Origin of the sequence: Myxococcus sp. NMCA1, assembly GCF_026810205.1 — a bacterium.
Taxonomy (GTDB): domain Bacteria; phylum Myxococcota; class Myxococcia; order Myxococcales; family Myxococcaceae; genus Myxococcus; species Myxococcus xanthus_A.
The window spans coordinates 6,600,002-6,619,895 of sequence record NZ_CP113950.1; the positions used below are offsets into that span (position 1 = coordinate 6,600,002).

At 68.9% G+C, this 19,894-nt stretch carries 16 protein-coding genes; 4 read left to right on the forward strand and 12 right to left on the reverse strand.

The window, feature by feature from the left end; genetic code table 11:
• Positions 1-31: 31 nt before the first annotated feature.
• A complete protein-coding gene (locus OZ403_RS27065) occupies positions 32-1,936 on the forward strand; it encodes a sulfatase-like hydrolase/transferase (protein ID WP_268782131.1) in 1,905 nt (634 codons plus the stop codon).
• A 45-nt stretch (positions 1,937-1,981) separates the two neighbouring features.
• Here the strand turns inward: OZ403_RS27065 and OZ403_RS27070 are convergent, their stop codons facing one another.
• Together OZ403_RS27070 and OZ403_RS27075 are read right to left on the reverse strand one after the other, a co-directional pair.
• The gene (locus OZ403_RS27070) at positions 1,982-2,578 is read right to left on the reverse strand and encodes a hypothetical protein (protein WP_140856188.1); all 597 of its coding nucleotides are present in this window, start codon (positions 2,576-2,578) and stop codon (positions 1,982-1,984) included.
• Complete coding sequence (locus OZ403_RS27075; protein WP_140794264.1) at positions 2,578-3,348, reverse strand: metallophosphoesterase family protein; 771 nt, start codon at positions 3,346-3,348, stop codon at positions 2,578-2,580. The genes OZ403_RS27070 and OZ403_RS27075 overlap by 1 nt, the downstream gene beginning before the upstream one ends.
• A 156-nt stretch (positions 3,349-3,504) precedes the next feature.
• On the opposite strand from OZ403_RS27075, the gene OZ403_RS27080 reads away from it, so the two are divergent.
• Positions 3,505-5,226, forward strand: a complete 1,722-nt coding sequence (locus OZ403_RS27080) for a HEAT repeat domain-containing protein (RefSeq protein WP_268782132.1) — start codon at positions 3,505-3,507, stop codon at positions 5,224-5,226.
• Positions 5,227-5,241: 15 nt separating this feature from the next.
• On the opposite strand, the gene OZ403_RS27085 is transcribed toward OZ403_RS27080, so the two are convergent.
• On the reverse strand, positions 5,242-6,336 hold the full coding sequence (locus OZ403_RS27085; RefSeq protein WP_268782133.1) for a vWA domain-containing protein: 1,095 nt from the start codon (positions 6,334-6,336) through the stop codon (positions 5,242-5,244).
• A gap of 177 nt (positions 6,337-6,513) precedes the next feature.
• Here OZ403_RS27085 and OZ403_RS27090 point away from each other — a divergent pair, with 177 nt between their 5' ends.
• Entirely contained in the window at positions 6,514-8,358 is a 1,845-nt protein-coding gene (locus OZ403_RS27090) for a MutS-related protein (protein ID WP_268782134.1), read from the forward strand.
• Between the two features lie 74 nt (positions 8,359-8,432).
• Here the strand turns inward: OZ403_RS27090 and OZ403_RS27095 are convergent, their stop codons facing one another.
• Both OZ403_RS27095 and OZ403_RS27100 read right to left on the reverse strand, forming a co-directional pair.
• Positions 8,433-9,605: a thiolase family protein gene (locus tag OZ403_RS27095; RefSeq protein ID WP_140794268.1), complete on the reverse strand. Its 1,173-nt coding sequence runs from the start codon at positions 9,603-9,605 to the stop codon at positions 8,433-8,435.
• A 79-nt stretch (positions 9,606-9,684) separates the two neighbouring features.
• The gene (locus OZ403_RS27100; protein ID WP_268782135.1) at positions 9,685-12,063 is read right to left on the reverse strand and encodes a 3-hydroxyacyl-CoA dehydrogenase/enoyl-CoA hydratase family protein; all 2,379 of its coding nucleotides are present in this window, start codon (positions 12,061-12,063) and stop codon (positions 9,685-9,687) included.
• A 127-nt stretch (positions 12,064-12,190) separates the two neighbouring features.
• Here OZ403_RS27100 and OZ403_RS27105 point away from each other — a divergent pair, with 127 nt between their 5' ends.
• Entirely contained in the window at positions 12,191-13,945 is a 1,755-nt protein-coding gene (locus OZ403_RS27105; RefSeq protein WP_268782136.1) for a M1 family metallopeptidase, read from the forward strand.
• A gap of 21 nt (positions 13,946-13,966) precedes the next feature.
• Here OZ403_RS27105 and OZ403_RS27110 read toward each other — a convergent pair whose 3' ends face one another.
• The 7 genes from OZ403_RS27110 to cheB form a co-directional block, all read right to left on the reverse strand.
• Positions 13,967-14,851, reverse strand: coding sequence for a DNA-methyltransferase (locus tag OZ403_RS27110; RefSeq protein WP_140794271.1), 885 nt, complete (start codon positions 14,849-14,851; stop codon positions 13,967-13,969).
• A gap of 221 nt (positions 14,852-15,072) precedes the next feature.
• Entirely contained in the window at positions 15,073-15,294 is a 222-nt protein-coding gene (gene rpmE / locus OZ403_RS27115) for a 50S ribosomal protein L31 (protein ID WP_140794272.1), read from the reverse strand.
• 111 nt (positions 15,295-15,405) lie between these two features.
• The gene (locus OZ403_RS27120; RefSeq protein ID WP_268782137.1) at positions 15,406-16,344 is read right to left on the reverse strand and encodes a 5'-nucleotidase; all 939 of its coding nucleotides are present in this window, start codon (positions 16,342-16,344) and stop codon (positions 15,406-15,408) included.
• 72 nt (positions 16,345-16,416) lie between these two features.
• Positions 16,417-16,551, reverse strand: coding sequence for a hypothetical protein (locus OZ403_RS27125; protein ID WP_002634075.1), 135 nt, complete (start codon positions 16,549-16,551; stop codon positions 16,417-16,419).
• Positions 16,548-17,390, reverse strand: coding sequence for a tetratricopeptide repeat protein (locus OZ403_RS27130; protein WP_140794274.1), 843 nt, complete (start codon positions 17,388-17,390; stop codon positions 16,548-16,550). The genes OZ403_RS27125 and OZ403_RS27130 overlap by 4 nt, the downstream gene beginning before the upstream one ends.
• Positions 17,391-17,477: 87 nt before the next feature.
• Positions 17,478-18,800: a CheR family methyltransferase gene (locus OZ403_RS27135; protein WP_140856196.1), complete on the reverse strand. Its 1,323-nt coding sequence runs from the start codon at positions 18,798-18,800 to the stop codon at positions 17,478-17,480.
• Between the two features lie 6 nt (positions 18,801-18,806).
• On the reverse strand, positions 18,807-19,865 hold the full coding sequence (gene cheB / locus OZ403_RS27140; RefSeq protein WP_140794276.1) for a chemotaxis-specific protein-glutamate methyltransferase CheB: 1,059 nt from the start codon (positions 19,863-19,865) through the stop codon (positions 18,807-18,809).
• Positions 19,866-19,894 lie beyond the last annotated feature (29 nt).

Here is a 19,894-nt window from a genome sequence, read left to right on the forward strand (position 1 = left end):
ACTCCGGCATCCGGAATACCTGCGCCATCCAATGTCACGGATGTCTGACGCGGCGTCCACCGCAGCCGCCATTTCCCTCCAGCGCTTCGCAGCAGCCCGGCCCTACCTGAGCACCGCGCTGACCTGGTGCGTGCTCCACGGGCTCGTCGCATTGGTGTTTTTCGGCGGTGCGCTGCGCGTGGCCGTGGAGCGGCTGGCGCCAGGGCTTCGCCCCCTCCTGCTCGCGGGAAGCTTCGCCCAGGCGTTGTTCCTGGGGCTGGTGGCCTTTCTTGGAAGCCTCCCCCTGGCCTTCCTGCTCGGCCACCGCTATCGCTTCGCGCTCCCGTTGCTGACGGCGGTGGGCGGCGTGCTGCTCGGGCTGGACGCGCTGGTGCTCAACTCACTGGGCTTCCACATCAACGGCCTGGTGCTGGCGGTGGCGCTCCAGCCGCATGCCCTGGCGGAGACGGGGCTGTCTTCGTCGGAGGTGGCGCTGTTGGCCGGGGCGATGGTGGCCACCCTCACGCTCGACGCGGCGGCGGGCATCTGGTTCCTGCGCCGGGGCTTTGGCCCTCGCCGGGTGGCGCGCGCGGTGGTGCTGATAGCGGCCCTGTGCACCACCGAGCGGCTGGTCAGCGCGTCCCTCGTCTTCGCCCATGGCGGCGCCGTGCAGCACGCCACCACCACCCTGCCCCTCCAGGCACCGGTGCGGATGAACACCTTGCTGTCGCGCGTCACTGGCAAGATGCCGGCGTCCGGCCTGCGCCTGGGCGTGAGCCCCGAGGCGGGCGTGCCCGCGGCGAGCATCGACCCCGCGGAGGTGCGCTTCACCCGCCGTCCCGACATCGTCGTCGTCCTGGTGGAGAGCCTGCGTGACGACTTCTTCACCGCCGACGTCATGCCGAACATGTGGCGCAGGGCGCAGAGCGGCACGCGCTTCCTGCATCACCACAGCGCGGCCAGCTCCACGGACTACTCGCTGTTCAGCATGTTCTTCGGGCTGGAGGCCCAGCGCCGCGATGCCGTGGTGGGCGCGGGCCGCACGCCCCTCCTCTTCCCCGCGCTGGCCCACAATGGCTACCAACAGTCCTTCTTCGCCGCGTCCTCCGTTGACTGGATGGGCCTCAAGGACACCGTCTTCCGCGACGTGACGGGAGGCCTGCGCACGGACTACACGGGCCGCAGCCACCTGCGGGACGAAGCCATGGTCCGCGACGCGCTGGCGGCCGTGGAGGCCACGCCTCAGGACACGCCGCTGTTCCTGTTCGTGTTCTTCGCCGGCACGCACTTCGACTACGACTACCCGCCGCGCTCCGAGGTCTTCTCGCCCGCCTGGAATGGCAAGGGCGGACTCGCCACGGCGCGCGTACCTCCCGAGCATCTCAAGGCTCGCGCGTGGAACGCGGCCTACGAGGTGGACACCAAGGTCGAAGAGCTGCTGGCGCGCATCGAAAGCCTGCGCGGCGCGCGTCCGCTGATTCTCTTCACCGGCGACCATGGCGAGGAGTTCCGTGAGCACGGCCGCGTAGGCCATGCCAGCGACGTGACGGCCTCCCAGCTTCACGTGCCCATGCTCGTGTTCGACGACCAGCTTCCCGTGGGCCAGGTCGACGCCGTCACCGGACACATCGACGTGGTGTCCACGCTCTTCGACCTGCTGGGAGACACGCACAGCCCGGCGATGCTGGGTGACGGCATTCCGATGACCCGGCCGGACCCGCAGCGATACCTCCTCACCACCGTGGGTTGGGAGGCGCGTTACGCGCTCATCGGCAAGGAGCTGAAGGTCCATTTCGGCGCGGGGCGGCCTGGCACCGTCATCACCGACCTGCGCGACCGTCCCCTGGCCGATGGCAAGGAGCGCCTCGCGGCCGAGGCCCCGCGCATCCTCCGCCGACTGAGAGGGACGTCGGAGTCGACGCTTCCCGACTCCGCCACGGCCACGGACATGCCCTGACGGTACCTCGCGGCGGGCCCTGGGGCGGTGCTCACACGCGCCGCTTCAGAACCGGAGCTTCACACCCAGGGCCAGCGTGAAGAGCTCGACGTTCACGGTGGAGGGATTGCGGATGAACTGCACCAGCCGGTAGTCGGTGGCGACGAGCTCGAAGTACCCCTCCACGAATCGCAGGTTCAGCGCCTCCACCGGGCGCCCCGCGCTGGCGCCCAGCAGCAGCGCGGGCCGGATGGCGGTGCGGAACCAGTAATAGCCCCGGTCGTAACGGCTGGGCAGGCCCGCGAAGTAGTCGTCGCCCACCGTGTAGGTGAGCATCGCGCCCACCATGAGCGGGCGGACGGTCCACCCCGCCGCATCGAACAGGAAGGGGCGCCACTGCCCCTTCAGCGTGAAGGTGAAGAAGTCTTCCCCCGCCAACGCGGGCGGCGCCCAGCCCACCAGCAGCGCGGCCTCCACGGTGTCGTCGAGAAAGCTCCAGCCCGGCCCCGCGGAGAGAAAGCCGATGGCGCCCGCGAACTGCATCGCCGCATGGTCGGGCACGTACCAGGGTGACGCCTCGTGCGCCGGCTCCGGCCGCGCCTCCCGCGCCGCCAACAGCAGCGCCGCCACCAGCGAGGCTCGGAGACTCCCGTGCGCGGCCATCAGAAGGTGGCCCTCTGCACCTGCACCGAGGTGCCATCGACGTCCACCCAGAGGTAGCTCCGGCCCTTCATCGAATCGGTGGTGACGTACCGGACATCGTGCGCATGGACGTCGTGGTACTGGTGGACGTGGCCGTGGAAGGAGATGGCGACGCCCTTCTTCTGCTGGAGCTTCACCAAGGGCTCGGCGAGCGCATCGTCAAAGTCCCCGTTCCCAGGAGGCACGTGGGAGAAGGTGAAGGTGTTCATCACCGCGGGCGCCGGTGCGAGCGCCGTCTTCAGCCACTGCAGGTTCGGGATGTCGCCCGGGAAGCCGTACTCGCGGGAGTTGGAGTCGAAGAAGACGAAGCGGGTGCCCGAATACGTGAAGGAGAAGGACTCCGGTCCGAAGGTGCGCCGGTAGAGCTTCTGCCCCATGCCCAACGCGTCATGGTTGCCCATGACCACGAAGAACGGGACCTTCAAGCGGGACAGCAACTCGACGCCCCACTCGTACTCCTGCGTGCTGCCGAACTCCGTCAGGTCGCCCATCTGCACCACGAAGTCGACGCCGCGCTGCTCCAGGTCCCGCATCGCCGCCGCGGAGTCATCCAGGAACAACTGCATGTCGCCCACCACCGCGAAGCGAAAGGCCTGCTTCGGCTCCGCTCCGAACAGCCGCTCGAGCGAGCGCGCATGCAAGTCCCGGTGGGGTCCCCGGAGTTCATAGGGGTGGAACTCGAAGGCGCCACAGCCCGCGCACACCAGTAGCAATGTCACCCAGACGCGCACGGATGCACGCTAACGTCGGCCTCCCGATGCTTCCATGGAATGCGACACCCGAATCCGGAGCACGCGGCGACAAGGAGCAGCCATTCTCACGCGCCATATGAACTGGACGCAGGCGCCCTCCAGCGACCTTCTCGCCTCGCGCATGACGGCGGTGCCGTGAGCGCACCTCTGTCGACATGGGAGCTGCTGCATTGGGTGGCCACGAAGCCCACCCGGAGCACTCGGGAAGACCTCGACGCGCTGCTCGCGCGAGCGGATTTCACGCAGGTCGCCCGGGACGTCCTGGTGTCGGGCCCCCCTTCCGAGAAGACCACGGCCTTGCGAGTGCTCCGGAAGCTGGCGACGCCCGAAGCCCATGCCCTGGCCCGGCTCGCGCTTCGCGACGAAGCGGCTGACGTCCGGGTCCTGGCGGCTCGGGTGCTGGCGGGCACACAGGACGCCGCGGACTGGCGGAGCCTCCAGGAGGCGCTGGATGATACCGAGCCCTCCGTGCAGCACGCCGTCATGGACTCGCTCGCGAGGATGAATCCGGCGGCCGCGAGCGACCTCTTCCTCGAGCGCTTCGAACGTGCCCCTTTGGCGGAGAAGCTGAACGCGCTCGCCACCGCGCAACGGCTGGGGCTCCCCGAATCCGGCGCCCTGGCCCGGCTCGGCCTGGCTTCGACCTCTTCCACCCTCAGGGCCGCGGCGGTGGCCCTGCTCGCGCGAGAAGGCGAGGCGACAGAGGGCCTGCTCATCCAACTCCTCACGGATACCGCCGAAGACGTGCAACTCGAAGCCCTTCACGCGCTGTCCCGTCGTGCACACGTGCCCGCCAGCGTCTTCGTCCCACTGCTTTCCGCGTCGTCCCCATTACAAGTCCGCCAACAGGCGCTTCGGTCGCTCGTCCTGCGTGGCGACGCCAGTGCTTGCGAACCCATTTGCCGGCTGCTGACGGCCCCTGAATCTTCGCTCCGCAGAATGACGATTCTCGCCACCGCACGGCTCGGCTGCTCCGGTGCGACGCGCGCCCTGCTGGAGATGCTGGCCCGGACACGCGACGAAGATGAACGGGCGGACCTCGTCACCGCGCTCGGTCAACTCGGTGGACCCGAGGCATGGGAGGCGCTTCGCCAGGCACTGTCGGATGAATCCCTCCGCGTCAGGCGCGCCGCCATCTCCGCCTGGACCTCGGACGCCGCACCACCAGACGCAACCACGGTGATGCTGGAGCACCTGCGAGGTGCCCCCGACATAGAAACGCGGAAGGCCGTTGTCCTGGCCCTTCTGAACAACCGCCCGGAGATGGCCCACCGCGCCCTGCGGCTCGCGCTCGAGGACTCCGCGCCCGAGGTCCGGCGGATGGCCGTGCGAGCCCTGGGCCTCGAGGCCAGCCCAGAGGCCCTTCAAATCCTGCGCGAGCACCAAGCCACCGAACGTGACCCAGACGTTCTGCGGCACCTGGGCGCGGCGCTGGAGCGACAGCAAGCCCCTGGCGACACGCCTATCTCAGTGGACTCGCCCGCCGAACGTCTCCTCTTCGACCCGGCGCGAACGGGACAACATGTGGCGGAGTGGCTCGCGGTCCCCGAACGCTACCCCGCGACCGAGCGCTTCTACTTCTACGCAGGCGGAAACCTGGAGCAACTGGGCACCGACAGCCGACTCCACGCCTTCCAGTACACCGCGCTCGGAGACCAACTCCACATTCAACCCGAGGGCGCACCCGGCCGAAGCACGGCCTTCACCGTGACGCCCGAGCCGCCAGCCTCCAACGGCATGCCGCACCGCTTCCGCCTGGAACTGGCCCGGGACATCCTCTTCGGAACGGACGCACCGCGAACGCTGCACTTCATCGAGCCCAAGCAAACCGACACTGAGTCGGACGACGACTTCTGACGCCCCGGGCGCCCCTTACGCCGCGGCGGACCGGGCGCCCTCCCAATCCTCCACCTCGTAGAGGAACTTCGAACCGCCTATCAGCTTCCGGTTGGCCGAGGTGCTCTGCACGAAGACGACGTACTTCTCCAGGCTGGAGGGCCGGATGCGCACCGTCTCGCCGGGCGGCAGACCAAGCATCTCCCGGGCCCGCTCGCCGCTGTAGAGGTCGCCCGTCTTGCGGTCCATCAGCACCACTTCCTTGCGGCCCTGGATGGTCTCCGTCTTGGTGAACTCGTAGAAGCCCCGGCCCGTCTTGAAGCCCAGTCCGTTCTCGTGCACGAAGTCCTTGATGGGCTGGGTCCGGTCCACATCCAGCACCTGGAAGCGGCCCGGAGGCACGGCGCGCAGGTCCGCCTCGCCATGGAGCGGCGGCGCAGTTCGCTGGAGCATGGTGCTGAACATCACGTTGAGGCCGCGGCTCATGCGGCCCTCGCGCACCACTTCCTGCTCAAACGATTGAAGCTGCACGTCCGAGGCCTGCTTGTAGCAGACGGCCAGCAGCAGGTCGGTGACGTGGGCGAACTGGTCCAGGCTCAGGTGGAAGCCACCCGACTTCTCCGCCAACTCCTTGTAGAAAGCCGTCGCATGGCGGCGCGCCAGGGCTTGCACGCCATACACTGGCACGCCCATCCGCCCCAGCGCGGCCACCTCCTTGCGCCAATCCAACTGGTGGGGATTCTGCGAAGGCCCATGGGGTACGTCGTCGCCAATCAATACCAACGCCCGCGTGTACCCGACCGTCCAGGACAGGCTTTGCGCCTGACGCAGCACGAACTCGTAGCATTCGGGCGCATCGCCCCCGCCCGTCTGCTCCACACGGTCCACGAAGCGGACGACGGCGCTCTCGTCGTCCGTCAGGTCCAGCATCTTGGTGACATACGTGGAGCCCGCGTCGCAGTAGTCCCCGTGGGCGATGATGCCGATGCGGATGCCCGGAATCTCCTTCATCAACCGGGACACGGTGCCCCGCAGCTTCTTCCGCACCTGCGCCAGACACGGATACATGCTGCCGGTGGTGTCAAAGCTGAAGACGATTTCGACGCGGTTATCAATGACTGACGTGCTCATTCCGGTGCCCCCTCGTGACCGCCGACGAGGACAAATCTACGCGCCGGGTCTGACATGAATCAGGCCTGGAGACGGCTCGGGAAACGAGGGCTGGACGGGCCTTCGTCGACCCGATGTCACGCAATCGCACCTGCCGCTTGCCCTGGACGCCGCGCGACCGCAGCATGCGTGCCCATCGTGTCCGCCACCGTCGAGCCCCCATCCCCGCATCGTACGTACACCGAGCGCCGTGCCGCCGCGCAGGCGGAGCTGACCGCGCTGGACCGCGTGAGCGCCCGCTACGCCAATTTTCGAACACTCGCCTTCCTTGCCGCGGCCGGCGTCGCGGGCTTCGTGCTGGCGGGGCGTCTGCCCAAGGTGTGGTGGTGGGCCAGCGCCGCCGCGTTGGTGCTCTACGGCGTGCTCGCCATCCTCCACCACCAGGTCTTCCGCCGCGAGGCCCGGACGAAGCTGTATGTGACGCTCAACGAGCGCGGACTGGCGCGGCTGGGGCCCGGCTGGCACGACTTCACCGAGCGCGGTGAGCGCTTCCTGTCCCCCAGCCACCTGTACACCCCGGACCTGGACGTCTTCGGCCAGGGCAGCCTCTTCCAACTCCTCAACGAGACGGCCACGCGCGCCGGAGAAGAACGGCTGGCGGCGTGGCTCTCCGCCCCCGCGTCCGCCCAGGAGGTCGAAGCCAGACAGGGCGCCGCGCGCGAGCTGGCGCCCAACCTGGACTTCCGCCAGGACCTCTGCGTGGACGCGCGGGACGCCTCGCGTGAGAAGGCGGACCCGGCGCTCTTCATCCAGTGGGCGGAGCTGGGTCCGCAACTGAACTCCATCCGCTGGGCCCGGCCGGTGGCGGTGGTGCTGCCCCTGGTGACGCTGGCCGTCTACGTCCTGGGCAAGTTCGAGGTGCTGCCGGAGTCTGCCTTCTGGGTGGGGCTGGCCGCGCAGTTGGGCGTGGCCGTCATCACCCGCCGCCCGCTGAAGGTCATGGACGAAGGCGTGGAGGTGGGTGAGCGCGGCTTCGTGCGCTACGCCCCCATCTTCGAGCGCGTGGAGGCCCAGCGCTTCGAGCACCCGCGCCTGAAGTCGCTCCAGTCCGGCCTCCAGCAGCCCGGCCAGCCGCCCGTGTCCGAGCACTTCAAGCGCTTCAGCCGGCTGTTCTCCTTCATCGAGTTCAAGCGCCACCAGTTCCACCCCCTGATTCACTGGCTCACGCTCTGGGACATCCACGCGCACTTCGCGCTGGAGCGCTGGCGCGAGGCCCACGGCAAGCAGCTGCGCCAGTGGTTCGAGGCCCTGGCCGAACTGGAAGCCCTGTCCTGCGTCGCGGGCCTCGCCCATGACCGGCCGGACTTCACCTGGCCCGTCATGGCCGCCAGTGGCCCCTGCGTGGCGGCGACGGCGCTGGGCCACCCGCTGCTGGACGCGCCGGTGCCCAACGACGTGTCCCTGCCCGGCCCGCGGCACGCGCTGCTCATCACCGGCTCCAACATGAGCGGCAAGACGACGCTGATGCGCGCGGTGGGCGCCAACGTGGTGCTGGCATTGGCGGGCGCGCCGGTGAGCGCGAAATCCTTCCGCCTGACACCGCTCCAGACGCTCACCAGCATGCGGGTGAAGGACTCGCTGGAGCGCGGCGTCTCCTACTTCTACGCGGAGGTGCAGCGAATCAAGGCGGTGCTGGACGCGGCGCAGGCCGCGCGCGGGCAGGTGCTGTTCCTCCTGGACGAAATCCTCCTGGGGACGAACACGCGCGAGCGGCAGATTGCCTCGCGCGAGGTGCTGCGCCTGCTGCTGGGCACCGGCGCCATCGGCGCGGTGACGACGCACGACTTGTCCCTGGCGGTGCTCGCGGACGAGCCGGGCGCGCACGTCGTCAACGTCCACTTCCGGGACCACCTGGAGGCCGGGAAGATGATGTTCGACTACAAGCTGCGCCAGGGCGTGGTGGACACCACCAACGCCCTGCGCGTGCTGCGCCTGGCTGGCGTGCCGGTGGACGACCCGGACGAAGCCGCGACGGCGCGCTGAGCCCGAAACGACACGGGCCCCGGGGTTTCCCCCGAGGCCCGCGCTTGAATCAGTGACTCACGTCGAAGCAGTGACTACTTGGGCGCCTCGATGAGGGCGGCGAAGCCCATGCCGCCGCCGATGCACATGGAGACAACGCCGTAGCGGCCGTTGCGGCGCTTCAGCTCGCGCAGGATGGTGGCCACCATGCGCGCGCCGGAGACGCCCAGCGGGTGCCCCAGGGCGATGGCGCCGCCGTTGGGGTTCACCTTGTCCGCGGGGATTCCCAGCTCGCGCACGCAGTACAGCGCCTGCGCGCCGAAGGCCTCGTTCAGCTCGAAGACGTCGATGTCCTCGACCTTGAGCTTGTTCTTCTCCAGCAGCTTGCGGACCGCGGGAACCGGGCCGATGCCCATGATTTCCGGGGGCACGCCCGCCACCGCGGCGTCCACGAAGTAGCCCAGCGGCTTGACGCCCAGCTCCTTCGCCTTGGCCTCGCTCATCACCACCGCGGCGGCGGCGCCGTCCGTCAGCGGCGACGCGTTGCCGGCCGTCACCACGCCCTTGGGGTTGAAGGCCGGGCGCAGCTTGGCCAGGCCCTCCTGCGTGGTCTCCGGGCGGAGGATGGTGTCCACCGTGACGGTGACGTTCTGCGCCACGCCGTCGTCGTCGTAGTACGTCGTGGTGACGGGGACGATCTCCTCCTTGAACTTGCCCTGCTCGCGCGCGGTGGCGGCACGGCGCTGGCTCTCGGCGGCGAACTTGTCCGAGTCCTCACGCGACACGCCGTAGCGCGACGCGATGTTCTCCGCGGTGGCGCCCATGGAGGTGTAGATCTCCGGCAGACGCTCCATGGCCTCGGGGTTGGCGCTCGCCTTGTTGCCGCCCATGGGGACCATCGTCATGGACTCGGTGCCACCACCGATGCCCACGTCGTACATGCCCGCCTGGATGGCCTGGGCCACCTGGGCGATGGCCTGCGAACCGGAGGAACAGAACCGGTTGATGGTCATCGCGGGCACCGTGACGGGCAGGCCCGCCAGCAGCGTGGCCACGCGGGCCACGTTCATGCCCTGCTCGGCCTCCGGCATGGCACAGCCCAGGACGACGTCACCGATGTCCTCCGGCTTCAGGCCGGGGACCTGGGCAACCGCCTCCTTGATGGCGATGGCGGCCAGGGTATCCGGCCGGGTGTCCTTGAACTCTCCCTTGTGGGCGCGGGTGAAGGGCGTGCGGACCGCGCTGGCAATCACGACTCGACCAGCCATTTTGATGTCTCCTTGCCCGGGGGGCACCCGGGCATTCAGCGAATCTCAGGTTCAGTAGCCTATGGATACTGGCCGGCCGTCAGTTCCGCAGCGGCTTGCCCTTCTCGATCATGTGCTGCAGGCGGTCCTGGGTTTTCTCCTCGCCGCACAGGCTCAGGAAGGCCTCCGCCTCCAGCTCCAGCAAGCGCTCTTCCGTCACGAGCAGCGACGGGCTGGTGTTGCCACCCGTCAGCACCTTCGCCAGCTTCTGGGCGATCTTCCGGTCGTGCGCGCTCACCTGGCCGTTGAGCTCCATGTCGTAGAGCATCATGTCGATGGTGGCCGCGCCGCTGGTGCCCGGCAGGCGGAAGCGCGTGGGACGGGGCGCCTTGAAGCCGGCGTCCGCCATGCCCAGCACGCGGGCCTTCGCGTCGGACAGCAGGAAGTCCCGGTTGGCGCTGATGCCATCCGCGTGCGTCAGGAAGCCCGCCTCACGAGCCTCCTCGGCGCTGGTGGCGACCTTCGCCATGCCGATGGTGAGGAAGATCTTCTTCAGGAAGGGGAAGAAGTCGAAGTCCTTGTCCGTGCCGAACGGGCCGTACACGTTGCGCAGCAGCTGCATGTTGCCGCCGCCGCCCGGGATGAGGCCCACGCCCACTTCCACCAGGCCCATGTACAGCTCGGCGCTGGCCTGGATGGCGTTGCCACCCATCGTCACCTCGGCGCCGCCGCCGAGCGTGAGGTTGAAGGGCGCCGTCACCACCGGCACCGGGCTGTAGCGCATGCGCTGGTTCACGGCCTGGAAGCCCGTCACCAGCTTGCGGATGGACTCGAACTCGCCGCTCTTGGCCGCCCACAGCAGCGCCACGATGTTCGCGCCCGCGGAGAAGTTGGACCCGTCGTTACCGATGACGAGGCCCTTGTGATTCTTCTCCGTCTCGTCCAGCGCGGTGTTCATCATCTCGATGATCTGGTCATCGATGGAGTTCATCTTGGTGTGGAACTCGAGCAGCGTCGCGCCGTCGCCCAAGTCCCACAGCGTGGCCCCGTCGTTGCCGGCGATCTTCTTGTTGCCGCGCTTGAGGTACTCCACGCGCTGCGTGCGGGCGTTCTCCGGCACCACCTTCACGGACTTGGACGGGATGTCCCAGTACGTGTCCTTGCCGTTCTCCACGCCGTAGAAGGACGTGCGGCCCGCGGCCAGCATCTCCTCCACCCACGCGGCCGGCTTCAGGCCCAGGGCCTTCATCCGCTCCACGCCCTTCTTCACGCCGTAGGCGTCCCAGACCTCGAAGGGCCCCAAGTCCCAGCCGAAGCCCCAGCGCACGCCGCGGTCCACGTTGACCACGTCGTCGGCGATCTCCGGGATGCGGCGGCTGGTGTAGGCCAGCACGTCCAGGGTGACGCCCTCGGCGAACTTCGCCGCCTTGTCCTCGGCGTTCATCACCGAGGCCACGCGCTCACGCACGTCCTCGATGTCACGCGCGGCGCCCAGCGACTCGTAGCGCACCTTCGCCTGCGGCCGGTACTCCAGCGTCTTCAGGTCGAGCGCGAGGATCTCCTTGCCCTGCTTCTTGTAGAAGCCGCCGCCGCTCTTGTCGCCCAGCATGCCCTTCTCCACCATCTTCTGGAGGAAGGCGGGGCTGGCGAACACGTCACGCTCTTCGTCGTGCGTCAGCGTGTCGTAACAGTTCTTCGCCACGTGGGTGAACGTGTCCAGGCCCACGATGTCCGCGGTGCGGAAGACGGCGGACTTGGGACGGCCCATGGCCGGGCCGAAAATCTTGTCCACCTCTTCGATGGACAGCTCCGCCTTGTCCATGGCGGCGATGGTCCGCATCATCCCGTACACGCCAATGCGGTTCGCGATGAAGTTGGTGGTGTCCTTGCCGTAGACGATGCCCTTGCCCAGCACCTCTTCGCCAAAGCGGTGCAGCGTCTTGAGCACCTCCGGGGAGGTCTCCTTGCCGGCCACCAGCTCCAGCAGCTTCATGTAGCGGACGGGGTTGAAGAAGTGCGTGACGAGGAAGTTCTTCTTGAACTCCGCGCCGCGGCCCTCGGTCATGCCCACAATCGACATGCCGGAGGTGTTGGAGGACACGATGGTGCCCGGGCGGATGAGCTTCTCCACCTTGGCGAACAGGTCCTGTTTGATCTTCAGGTCCTCCTTCACCACCTCCACCACCCAGTCGCACTCGGCGATGCGGTGCAGGTCGTCCTCGAAGTTGCCCACCTCGATGTTGGTGAAGACCTCACCGGAGACGATGGGGCTCGGCTTCTGCTTGCGCAGGTTGGCCAGCGCGCCCTGGGCGAACTTGTTGCGAAACGCCTTCGAGGAGGTGTCCTCGCCCGGCGCGGCCTTGGGCGGAACGATGTCCAGGAGGAGCGCACGCACGCCCGAGTTGGCCAGGTGCGCGGCGATGCCGCTGCCCATTACTCCGGCGCCCAGCACAGCCACTTTGCGGATCCGCGTCGTCATGTGGAAAAGGCTCCCTGTTGGGAAGGAGGGGATTGCACAAATGTAGGCGATTGACCCGAAAGTCAATCGGATCGGACGGCCAGGGCGCTCGCCACAAGAGGACAAGCCGACTAGATACCGGCCCTCCATGGCTCGCCTAGACCCGCACTCGTACAACGACAGCACGCAGCCTGAGACGGAAACCCTGGACTGGAGGGCCCGCGTCGATTTCAAGACGCAGCGGCTCCACGCGGAGGTCACCCACACCCTCAAGGAAGCCTCGGCTGGGCCGCTGGACCTGGATACCCGGGATTTGGAAATCCGTGACGTCGTCGACGCCGCGGGTCGCCCCTTGCCCTACATCCTCTCCCCTTCCGAGCCGATTCTCGGCAGCCGGCTGCGCATCGAGCTGCCGGTGGGGCTGCGGCAATTCACCGTGCGCTACCGCACGGCGCCGCACGCCAGCGCGCTCCAGTGGCTGACGCCCTCCCAGACAGCCGGGGGGCAGCACCCCTTCCTCTATAGCCAGTGCCAGGCCATCCACGCCCGAAGCGTGGTGCCGCTCCAAGACACGCCGCGCATCCGCATCCGCTACACCGCGTCGCTGCGGATTCCCAAGGCGCTCAAGGCCGTGATGGCCGCCAGCTTCCTGCGGCGCGACGAGCACGGCGTGGAGGCGGAGGAGCACTACGAGATGCCCCAGCCGGTGCCGCCGTACCTGCTGGCCTTCGCGGTGGGCAGCCTGGCGCCGAAGGAGCTGGGGCCGCGCTCGCGCGTGTGGGCGGAGCCGGAGTTGCTGGAGGACGCGGCGGAGGAGTTCTCCGGCGTGGACGACATGCTGCGCGCCGCGGAGTCGCTCTTCGGGCCCTATGACTGGGAGCGGTTCGACCTGCTCACCATGCCGCCCTCGTTCCCCTACGGTGGCATGGAGAACCCGCGACTGACATTCCTCACGCCCACGCTCATCACCGGGGACAAGAGCCTCGTCAACGTGGTGGCGCATGAGCTGGCGCACTCGTGGACGGGCAACCTGGTGACGAATGCTTCGGCGGAGCACTTCTGGCTCAACGAAGGCTTCACCGTCTTCGCCGAGCGCCGCATCCTGGAGGCCCTGGCCGGTCCGGAAGTGTCGGCGCTGCACGGCGCGCTGGGCCGCCGCGCGCTGGACTCCGCGCTGCAGCACTTCCGCGCGCACCCGCAGCTGACGTCGCTGCGCACCCACCTGGCCGGCGTGGACCCGGACGAGGCCTTCTCCCAGATTCCCTACGAGAAGGGCTACCTGCTGCTGCGCGCCATGGAGGACGCGGCCGGTCGGCCCGCCTTCGACGAGTTCCTCCGCCGCTACCTGGCCACCTACCGCTTCCGCGCGCTCACCACCGAGGAGTTCGTCGCCTTCGCGGAGAAGGAGCTGCCCGGAGTGCTGACCAAGGTGGACGCGGAGGCGTACCTGCACCGGCCCGGCGTGCCCCCGGGGGCGCCGTCACCGCGCTCGCTGCGCTTGGAGGCCATGGACGCGCTCCGAGGCAAGGTGCCCACGCCGGAGCAGGCGAAGGACTGGACGCCGGCTGAGTGGCAGCTCTACCTGGAGTCACTACCCCAGGAGACGCCGCGGGACGTCTTCCAGCAGCTCGACGCGCGCTTCAGCCTCACCCAGAGCCGCAACTCGGAGGTGCTGGTGGCGTGGCTGGTGTCGGCGCTGCGCGCGGACTGGGAGCCGGCCGTGTCCCGCACCGAGACGTTCCTCGGCGAGGTGGGCCGGATGAAGTACCTCAAGCCGCTATACGGGGTGCTCTCCGCGTCGCACGCGCACCGGAGCCTGGCGCGCGCGCTCTTCAAGAAGCATGGGGAGCGCTACCACCCCATCGCCCGTCAGGGCGTGGAGCTCATCCTGTCGCGCGCCTGAGTGCGCGCGAGCAGGACGGGACTACTTCGACGCCGCCGCGTTCAGGCGCTTCTCCGACAGGGCGAGGTACTTCTCGTCCATGTCGATGCCCACGTAGCGGTGGCCCAGCTTGAGGGCCGCCACGCCCGAGGTGCCGCTGCCGTTGAAGGGGTCCAGCACCAGCGCGTCCGGGGGGCAGCTTGCCTCCAGGATGCGCTCCAGCAACGCCACCGGCTTCTGCGTGGGATGGCTGCCGAAGGCCTTCTCCTCGCCGCCGCGCGGGACGGTGAGCGTCCACAGCCGGCCCTCGCCGTCCGCCGTCAGCTCGGCGTCACCGGAGGGCGGCAGCACCCACGCGTCGCGCATCTGCTTGCCGCCGTTCTCCGCCTTCATGCGCGAGTAGTTGAACGTGTGCTGCAGCTTGCCGCCGGACTTCGGCGAGGCCCAGATGAGCAGCTCCGTGGAGTGCGTGAAGTAGCGGCACGCCAGGTTGGGGCTCGCGTTGGGCTTGAACCAGGTGACGGTGTTGAGCAGCTTGTAGCCGAGCTTCTGCATCGCGAAGCCGACGTTGAAGATGACGTGCTGGGTGCCGCTCACCCACAGCGTGCCGGTGGGCTTGAGCAGGCGCTGGCAGGCCGCGAGCCACTCGGTGGTGAACTTGTGGTCCTCCTCCACGCCACGCGACACGTCCCAGCCGCCCTTGGCCACCGAGGCGCGCTTGCCGCCCTTGCAGGTGAAGCCGCCGTTGGAGAGGAAGTACGGCGGGTCGGCGAAAATCATGTCGAACGTCTGGGGCTCGAACTGCGACATCAGCTCCAGGCTGTCGCCGTGCAGCAGCGTATAGGCCTCCCCTTTCGCGTAGACGCTCTCGTTGAGCGAACGGCGGACGACTTTCAGGGAAGGGGCTGCTGCAGCGTGCGCGGACATCTCGCCTCCGTCGGACTCTTCGTCGTGGACGCGGCGGACTGTGCGGTCGCTTCGGTGCTACGTCTAATTTCTGGCCTGTAGCACCCTGAAACTTGACGGGTGATTCAGGCCGTAGAAGCGCCGCGAGCAGGGCGGGAGCGCCTCTCGTGGAGGCCCTCCGACACCCTGCTCGACGGGTACTGCCTGGACTGTGGCGGGGCCCATGGAAGGCCCCCGCGGCCTTACGCCTTCTTGGCGGAGGTCGGCGACGCGCCGTACTTCTTGCGGAAGCGGTCGATGCGGCCGGCCGTGTCCACGAGCTTGTACTTGCCCGTGAAGAAGGGGTGGCAGTTCGAGCAGATTTCCACCGAGAACGAGCCGCGGGTGGACTTCGTCTCCACGACGTTGCCGCACATGCAGGTCACGCGGGACGGCGGGTAGACGGGATGGATTTCAGACTTCATGGCACGCTCCAGTATGCCTTGCCCCCACCCGCTGACGGGTAGGAGGTCCGGCGCTGAGGGATGGTCGGCGCTTATAATGGCGCTTGGACCGCTTCACAAGGCCAGCACGGCTCAATGGGCCGCCGAGCCAGGAGGCTCGACGCGTTCCACCCATTTCTGGACGACCGGATCCGCCGGGACGTCACTGCCAAGCTGGATGTACGACAACAGATGCGTGCGCCCGGCGTCCGTTGCGCCGCCGGACAGATCCTTCTGGTAGGCCGCACGCGAGGCTTCCAAGCGGGCAATCGTCGCCTCCAGGGGCTGCTTTTCCGCCGGGTCCTGGGTCCCCGCGAGCCGCGCCTTCGCGCGGGTGAGGTTGCCTTCGAGCAGGCGCAGCTGCTGCCGCGTGCGCTCCTGCACGGAGGCGTCGGCGAAGCGGCCCGTCCCCTCCAACTGGAGCACCAGCTTCGCCAGCTCGCGGCCCCGGGCCCCGGAAGGAATCACCGTGGCCTGGGCCTGCCGCTGAGCGATGCCCTGCCCCCGGCCCTCGTGGGACTGCACCACGAAGTCCACGCCCTCCACCTGGTCAGCCAGTTGGAGCGCCTCGTCGTGGGGCACCGCCGCGAGCACGACCACCAGCTCCACCTTCGACTTCTCACGCAGGCGCTTCGCCTCGGCGGCCACGGCGGGCTGCACCGGCAGGCCCTGCACCTGTTCCTGGGCCTGGCCCGGAACGGCGAGCCCCACCGGCGTGGGCCTGGTCATGGCGGGAGAGACGCCCACCACGCCCACCTTCACGCCGCCCACCGTCGTCACCAGCGATGCGGGGAACAGCAGCTTACCCTGCGCGTCCACGAGGTTCGCCGACAGGAGCTTCAGCTTCGCCTGCCGCGTCTGCTTCCGGAGGAAGCCCACGCCGAACCCGAGGTCGCGCGCGCCCACGGCCATGGCCGCGGTGCCCTGCGCGTCCATCTGCGACAGCACGAGCTCCGCGCGCGCCCGGGCATCCGGCGCCTGCGCGCTGTCCCGGCTCTTGAAGAGCGCATTGCCGGCGTCCAGCACGAGCACTGGCGCGCCCTGCTTGCGCTCCTTCTCAATCGCGACTTTTCGTCTGGCCAGACCGCCAGATGGATTGTGCCTTCAACCACAGGGGGCGACTTCGCCCCCATTGTCTCCGGTGAAGAGGAGGACAAGCTGCTTGGGCGCCGCGCCCGCCACCAGGGGCAGCAGGAGCAGCAGCGCCAGCGCGGCCAGCTTCACCGGGCGCGGGCTCACTTCTTGGCCTTCTTGGCGGGCGCCGCCTTCTTGTCCATCTCGGCGATGCGCTCCTTGGCCGTCTTCGCCTCGGCGGACTTCGGGTAGCTCTTGATGAGCTCCTCCAGCGCCAGCCGCGACTCCTCCTTCATCTTCAGCTGCGCGAAGCAGTCCGACGAGCGCAGGTACGACTCCGGCGCGGACTCCGCCTTCGGGAAGTCCTGCAGCACCTTGCCGTACTCGAAGAGGGCCTCGCGGCACTTGGATTCAGAGAAGTACGTCTCACCGAGGCCGAAGTGGGCGTCCCCCACCAGCGGGTCCTTGGGCCACTTCTTCATGAACTCGTTGTAGAGCTGGCGCGCCAGCAGCACGTCGCCGGCCTTGGCCTTCTCCTTGGCGAGCGCCAGGAACTCCTTCTTGTCCGTGGGGCGCTTGAGTTCCTCGGCCTTCTTCTTCGCCTCGGCCTCCTTCAGCGCCGCCTCGCCCTGCATGGCGATCAGCTTCTGGTCCTGCGCGGCCAGCGCCGTCTCCAGCTCGGTGATTTTGTGGAGGTACGTCTCCACCTGGCCACGAAGCTGGGCGAGGTCCTCGACCGTCTTCTGGAACTGCACGCCGATGTCCGCGTCCTTGCGGCGCGCCGCGGTGTCCAGACCCTTGAGGGCCTTGGTGACCTCCGCGACCTTCTCGTCGATTTTCGGGAGCGTGGCGGCGAGCTGCTCGCGCGTCTCCTTCAGCTCCGTCTGAATCTGGGCGGAGTCGGTGCCGAGCCGGTCGACCTTCGCCTCGAGGGCGCGGCCGCGGTCAGCGGGATAGAAGCAACCAGGGAGGGCCAGCAGGGATATCAGCGCCAAGCTTCGCATCGGGCGCCATCTTAGGCGCAAACGCCCTGCCCGTCCGGTCTTCTCTCGCCCATGTCGGGCTCCGGGGGAGCCTGCCCGGCTGGCCGGTCACCGCTTCTGGATGGAAAACTCCAGCCGCTCGGCAGCATGCGCGCAAGCCACCCGGAGGCGGTCGGGGTTGAGGAAGAAGGCCACGGGGCGCGAGCGGCCCGACTCCAGGGCCTGGAAGGCCCGGCGGTACTCGGAGGCCGCCTCGGCGGTGCGCCGGCACTGCTCCAGGAGCAGCCCGAGCAGGTAACGGGCGGCCGCGTGGTCCGGGTCCAGCGTCAGGCAGCGACGCAGGTCGCGCTCCGCCACGGCGTCGGAGACACCCGAGGCGGCGCCATCCAACACGCAGGCGAAGAGGAGGTCCGCCTCCGCGTAGGCCTCCGGGCCGGACTCGGGTGTGGTGGCCACGGCTCCCCGGGCGCCCCCTGCATCCAGGTGAGCCGGGACAGAAAGCCCATGGTGGGCCTCGGGCCGGGCGCGCTCAGGGGCTCGGCCTGGGGGCACGGTCGTGCCACGCTTCCTTGAAGGAGACGCAGCGCCGTTCCAAGGGTGCTGGACAGCCCGAGCCTCGGACTCCCCTTCCTCCAGCCGGACGTAGAAGAAGGCCTGCTCTCCGCGCTGCACACGGAGCGCCGGTGGGACACGAAGCAGCGGCTCGGACGCGGACAGCACCAACACGCCACCGGGCGACAGGCTCCCCGCGAGCGCCTCTACGGTGCGATGGAAGGCCTCCTCGGTGAAGTAGATAAGGACGTTGCGGCAGAAGATGACGTCGAAGCCGCCTCCGCCGGGCGCCACCGGATATGGCGACTCCATCAGGTTGTGGCACTGGAAGCTCGCGCGCTCCCGCAGCGCGGGCGTCAGGGCTTCTTTCGCGCCGGACCGGACGAAGTACCGCGAGCGCAGCTCCGGTGGGACGCGGCGCAGTTGCTCCCGGCCGTAGGCCAGCCACCGCGCACGGCGCAGCGTGTCCCCGGCGATGTCCGTCCCCAACACCGTGCTGTCCGGGTCGGCCCCTGCCTCCGCGAGCAGGACGAGCAGCGTGGCCACCTCCTCGCCCGTGGCGCAGCCCGCGCTCCAGACGCGCAGGGGCCGCCGATTCCGCGTCACCAGAGGGGTGAGGACCTGCGCTCGGAACGCGGCGAGCTGCACCTCGTCGCGGAAGAGGTCCGTCTTGTTCACCACCACCGCGGCGATGAGGTCCTCCAGGTCCGTCACGCCCGACGGGGACTGGAGGAACATCAGGTACTGGTGCGGCGTGAGGCCCTGGCTGCGCGCCGCCAGTCGCTCATCCAGCCGGCGGACCTGAGGGCCACTCAGGGCCATCCCCGTCCGCGCCGACAGGAAGGCGCGCACTCCAGACCATGGCGCGCCGTCAGTCACCCGGGCTCAGCGCCCCACCGCGAGGGACTCTCCCCGCGCCAGTCGCACCAACGTCGCCGCGACTTCGTCACCGTGGATGAGGTGGTCCACCGCCTTGCGCTCCACCGCCGCGCCCGGCATGCCGAACACCACGCAGGACTCCTCGTTCTGCGCCACCGCCAGTCCGCCCGCCTGCTTGATGGCCAGCAGGCCATCCGCGCCGTCCGCGCCCATGCCCGTCAGCACCAGGCCCACCGCGCGCCGGCCATAGGTGCGAGCGGCGCTCTCCAGCAGCACCGTGCCGGACGGCATGTGCCCATCCCGCTCCACGCCCAGCTTGATCCCCACGCGTCCCCGGAAGGGGATGACGGTGTGCTGCCCCGGCGGAGCGATGAGGACGTGCCCCGGCATCAGCGGCTCTCCGTCCTGCGCCAGCCGCACCTTCAACTTGCTGGCCCCGGCCAGCCACCCCGCCAGGGACTCCGCGAAGGCGGCGTTGATGTGCTGGACGATGACGATGGGCGCCGGGAAGTCCGCGGGCAGCTCCGACAGCATCTTGAAGAGCACCTGGGGCCCGCCCGTGCTCGCCGCCACCACCACGACGCCCATGGACACCGCCGGCAGCACCGACGTGGCCACCCGGGGCGGCAGCAGCGGGCCGCGCTGGGGCCGGCGCAGGTGGCGGATGACGCGCACCGAGGACAGCAGCCGGATTTCGCGAACCAGGTTCCACGCGTCCGGCCCGGCGTCGATTGCGGGCTTGATTTGCAGGGCGAGCGCGCCCAGCTCCAGCGCGCGGTACGTCAGCTCCGGCGCCTGGGAGCGCGGGTCCGCCGTGAGCACCAGGATGGGCGTGGGGCACTCGGCCATGATGTGCTCGGTGGCCGTGAGCCCGTCCATGACGGGCATGTCCACGTCCATGGTGATGACGTGGGGACGCAGCTCCTTGGTCATCTCCACGGCCTGCTTGCCGTCCGCGCAGGTGCCCACGACTTCGATATCGGGGTCCTTGCTCAGCGCCTCGCAGATGAGCTGTCGGCAGATGAGGGAGTCATCGACCACCAGCACCGACACTTTCTTGCCCATGCCCTGTCCATACCCCGTGCGCGAGCCCG

Bases quoted from the DNA above. Each gene is read 5' to 3' on its own strand.
- OZ403_RS27065 (WP_268782131.1), top strand. From the start codon at position 32: ATGTCACGGATGTCTGACGCGGCGTCCACCGCAGCCGCCATTTCCCTC.
- OZ403_RS27070 (WP_140856188.1), bottom strand. From the start codon at position 2,578: ATGGCCGCGCACGGGAGTCTCCGAGCCTCGCTGGTGGCGGCGCTGCTG.
- OZ403_RS27085 (WP_268782133.1), bottom strand. From the start codon at position 6,336: ATGAGCACGTCAGTCATTGATAACCGCGTCGAAATCGTCTTCAGCTTT.
- OZ403_RS27095 (WP_140794268.1), bottom strand. From the start codon at position 9,605: ATGGCTGGTCGAGTCGTGATTGCCAGCGCGGTCCGCACGCCCTTCACC.
- OZ403_RS27100 (WP_268782135.1), bottom strand. From the start codon at position 12,063: ATGACGACGCGGATCCGCAAAGTGGCTGTGCTGGGCGCCGGAGTAATG.
- OZ403_RS27105 (WP_268782136.1), top strand. From the start codon at position 12,191: ATGGCTCGCCTAGACCCGCACTCGTACAACGACAGCACGCAGCCTGAG.
- OZ403_RS27110 (WP_140794271.1), bottom strand. From the start codon at position 14,851: ATGTCCGCGCACGCTGCAGCAGCCCCTTCCCTGAAAGTCGTCCGCCGT.
- rpmE (WP_140794272.1), bottom strand. From the start codon at position 15,294: ATGAAGTCTGAAATCCATCCCGTCTACCCGCCGTCCCGCGTGACCTGC.
- OZ403_RS27130 (WP_140794274.1), bottom strand. From the start codon at position 17,390: ATGCGAAGCTTGGCGCTGATATCCCTGCTGGCCCTCCCTGGTTGCTTC.
- cheB (WP_140794276.1), bottom strand. From the start codon at position 19,865: ATGGGCAAGAAAGTGTCGGTGCTGGTGGTCGATGACTCCCTCATCTGC.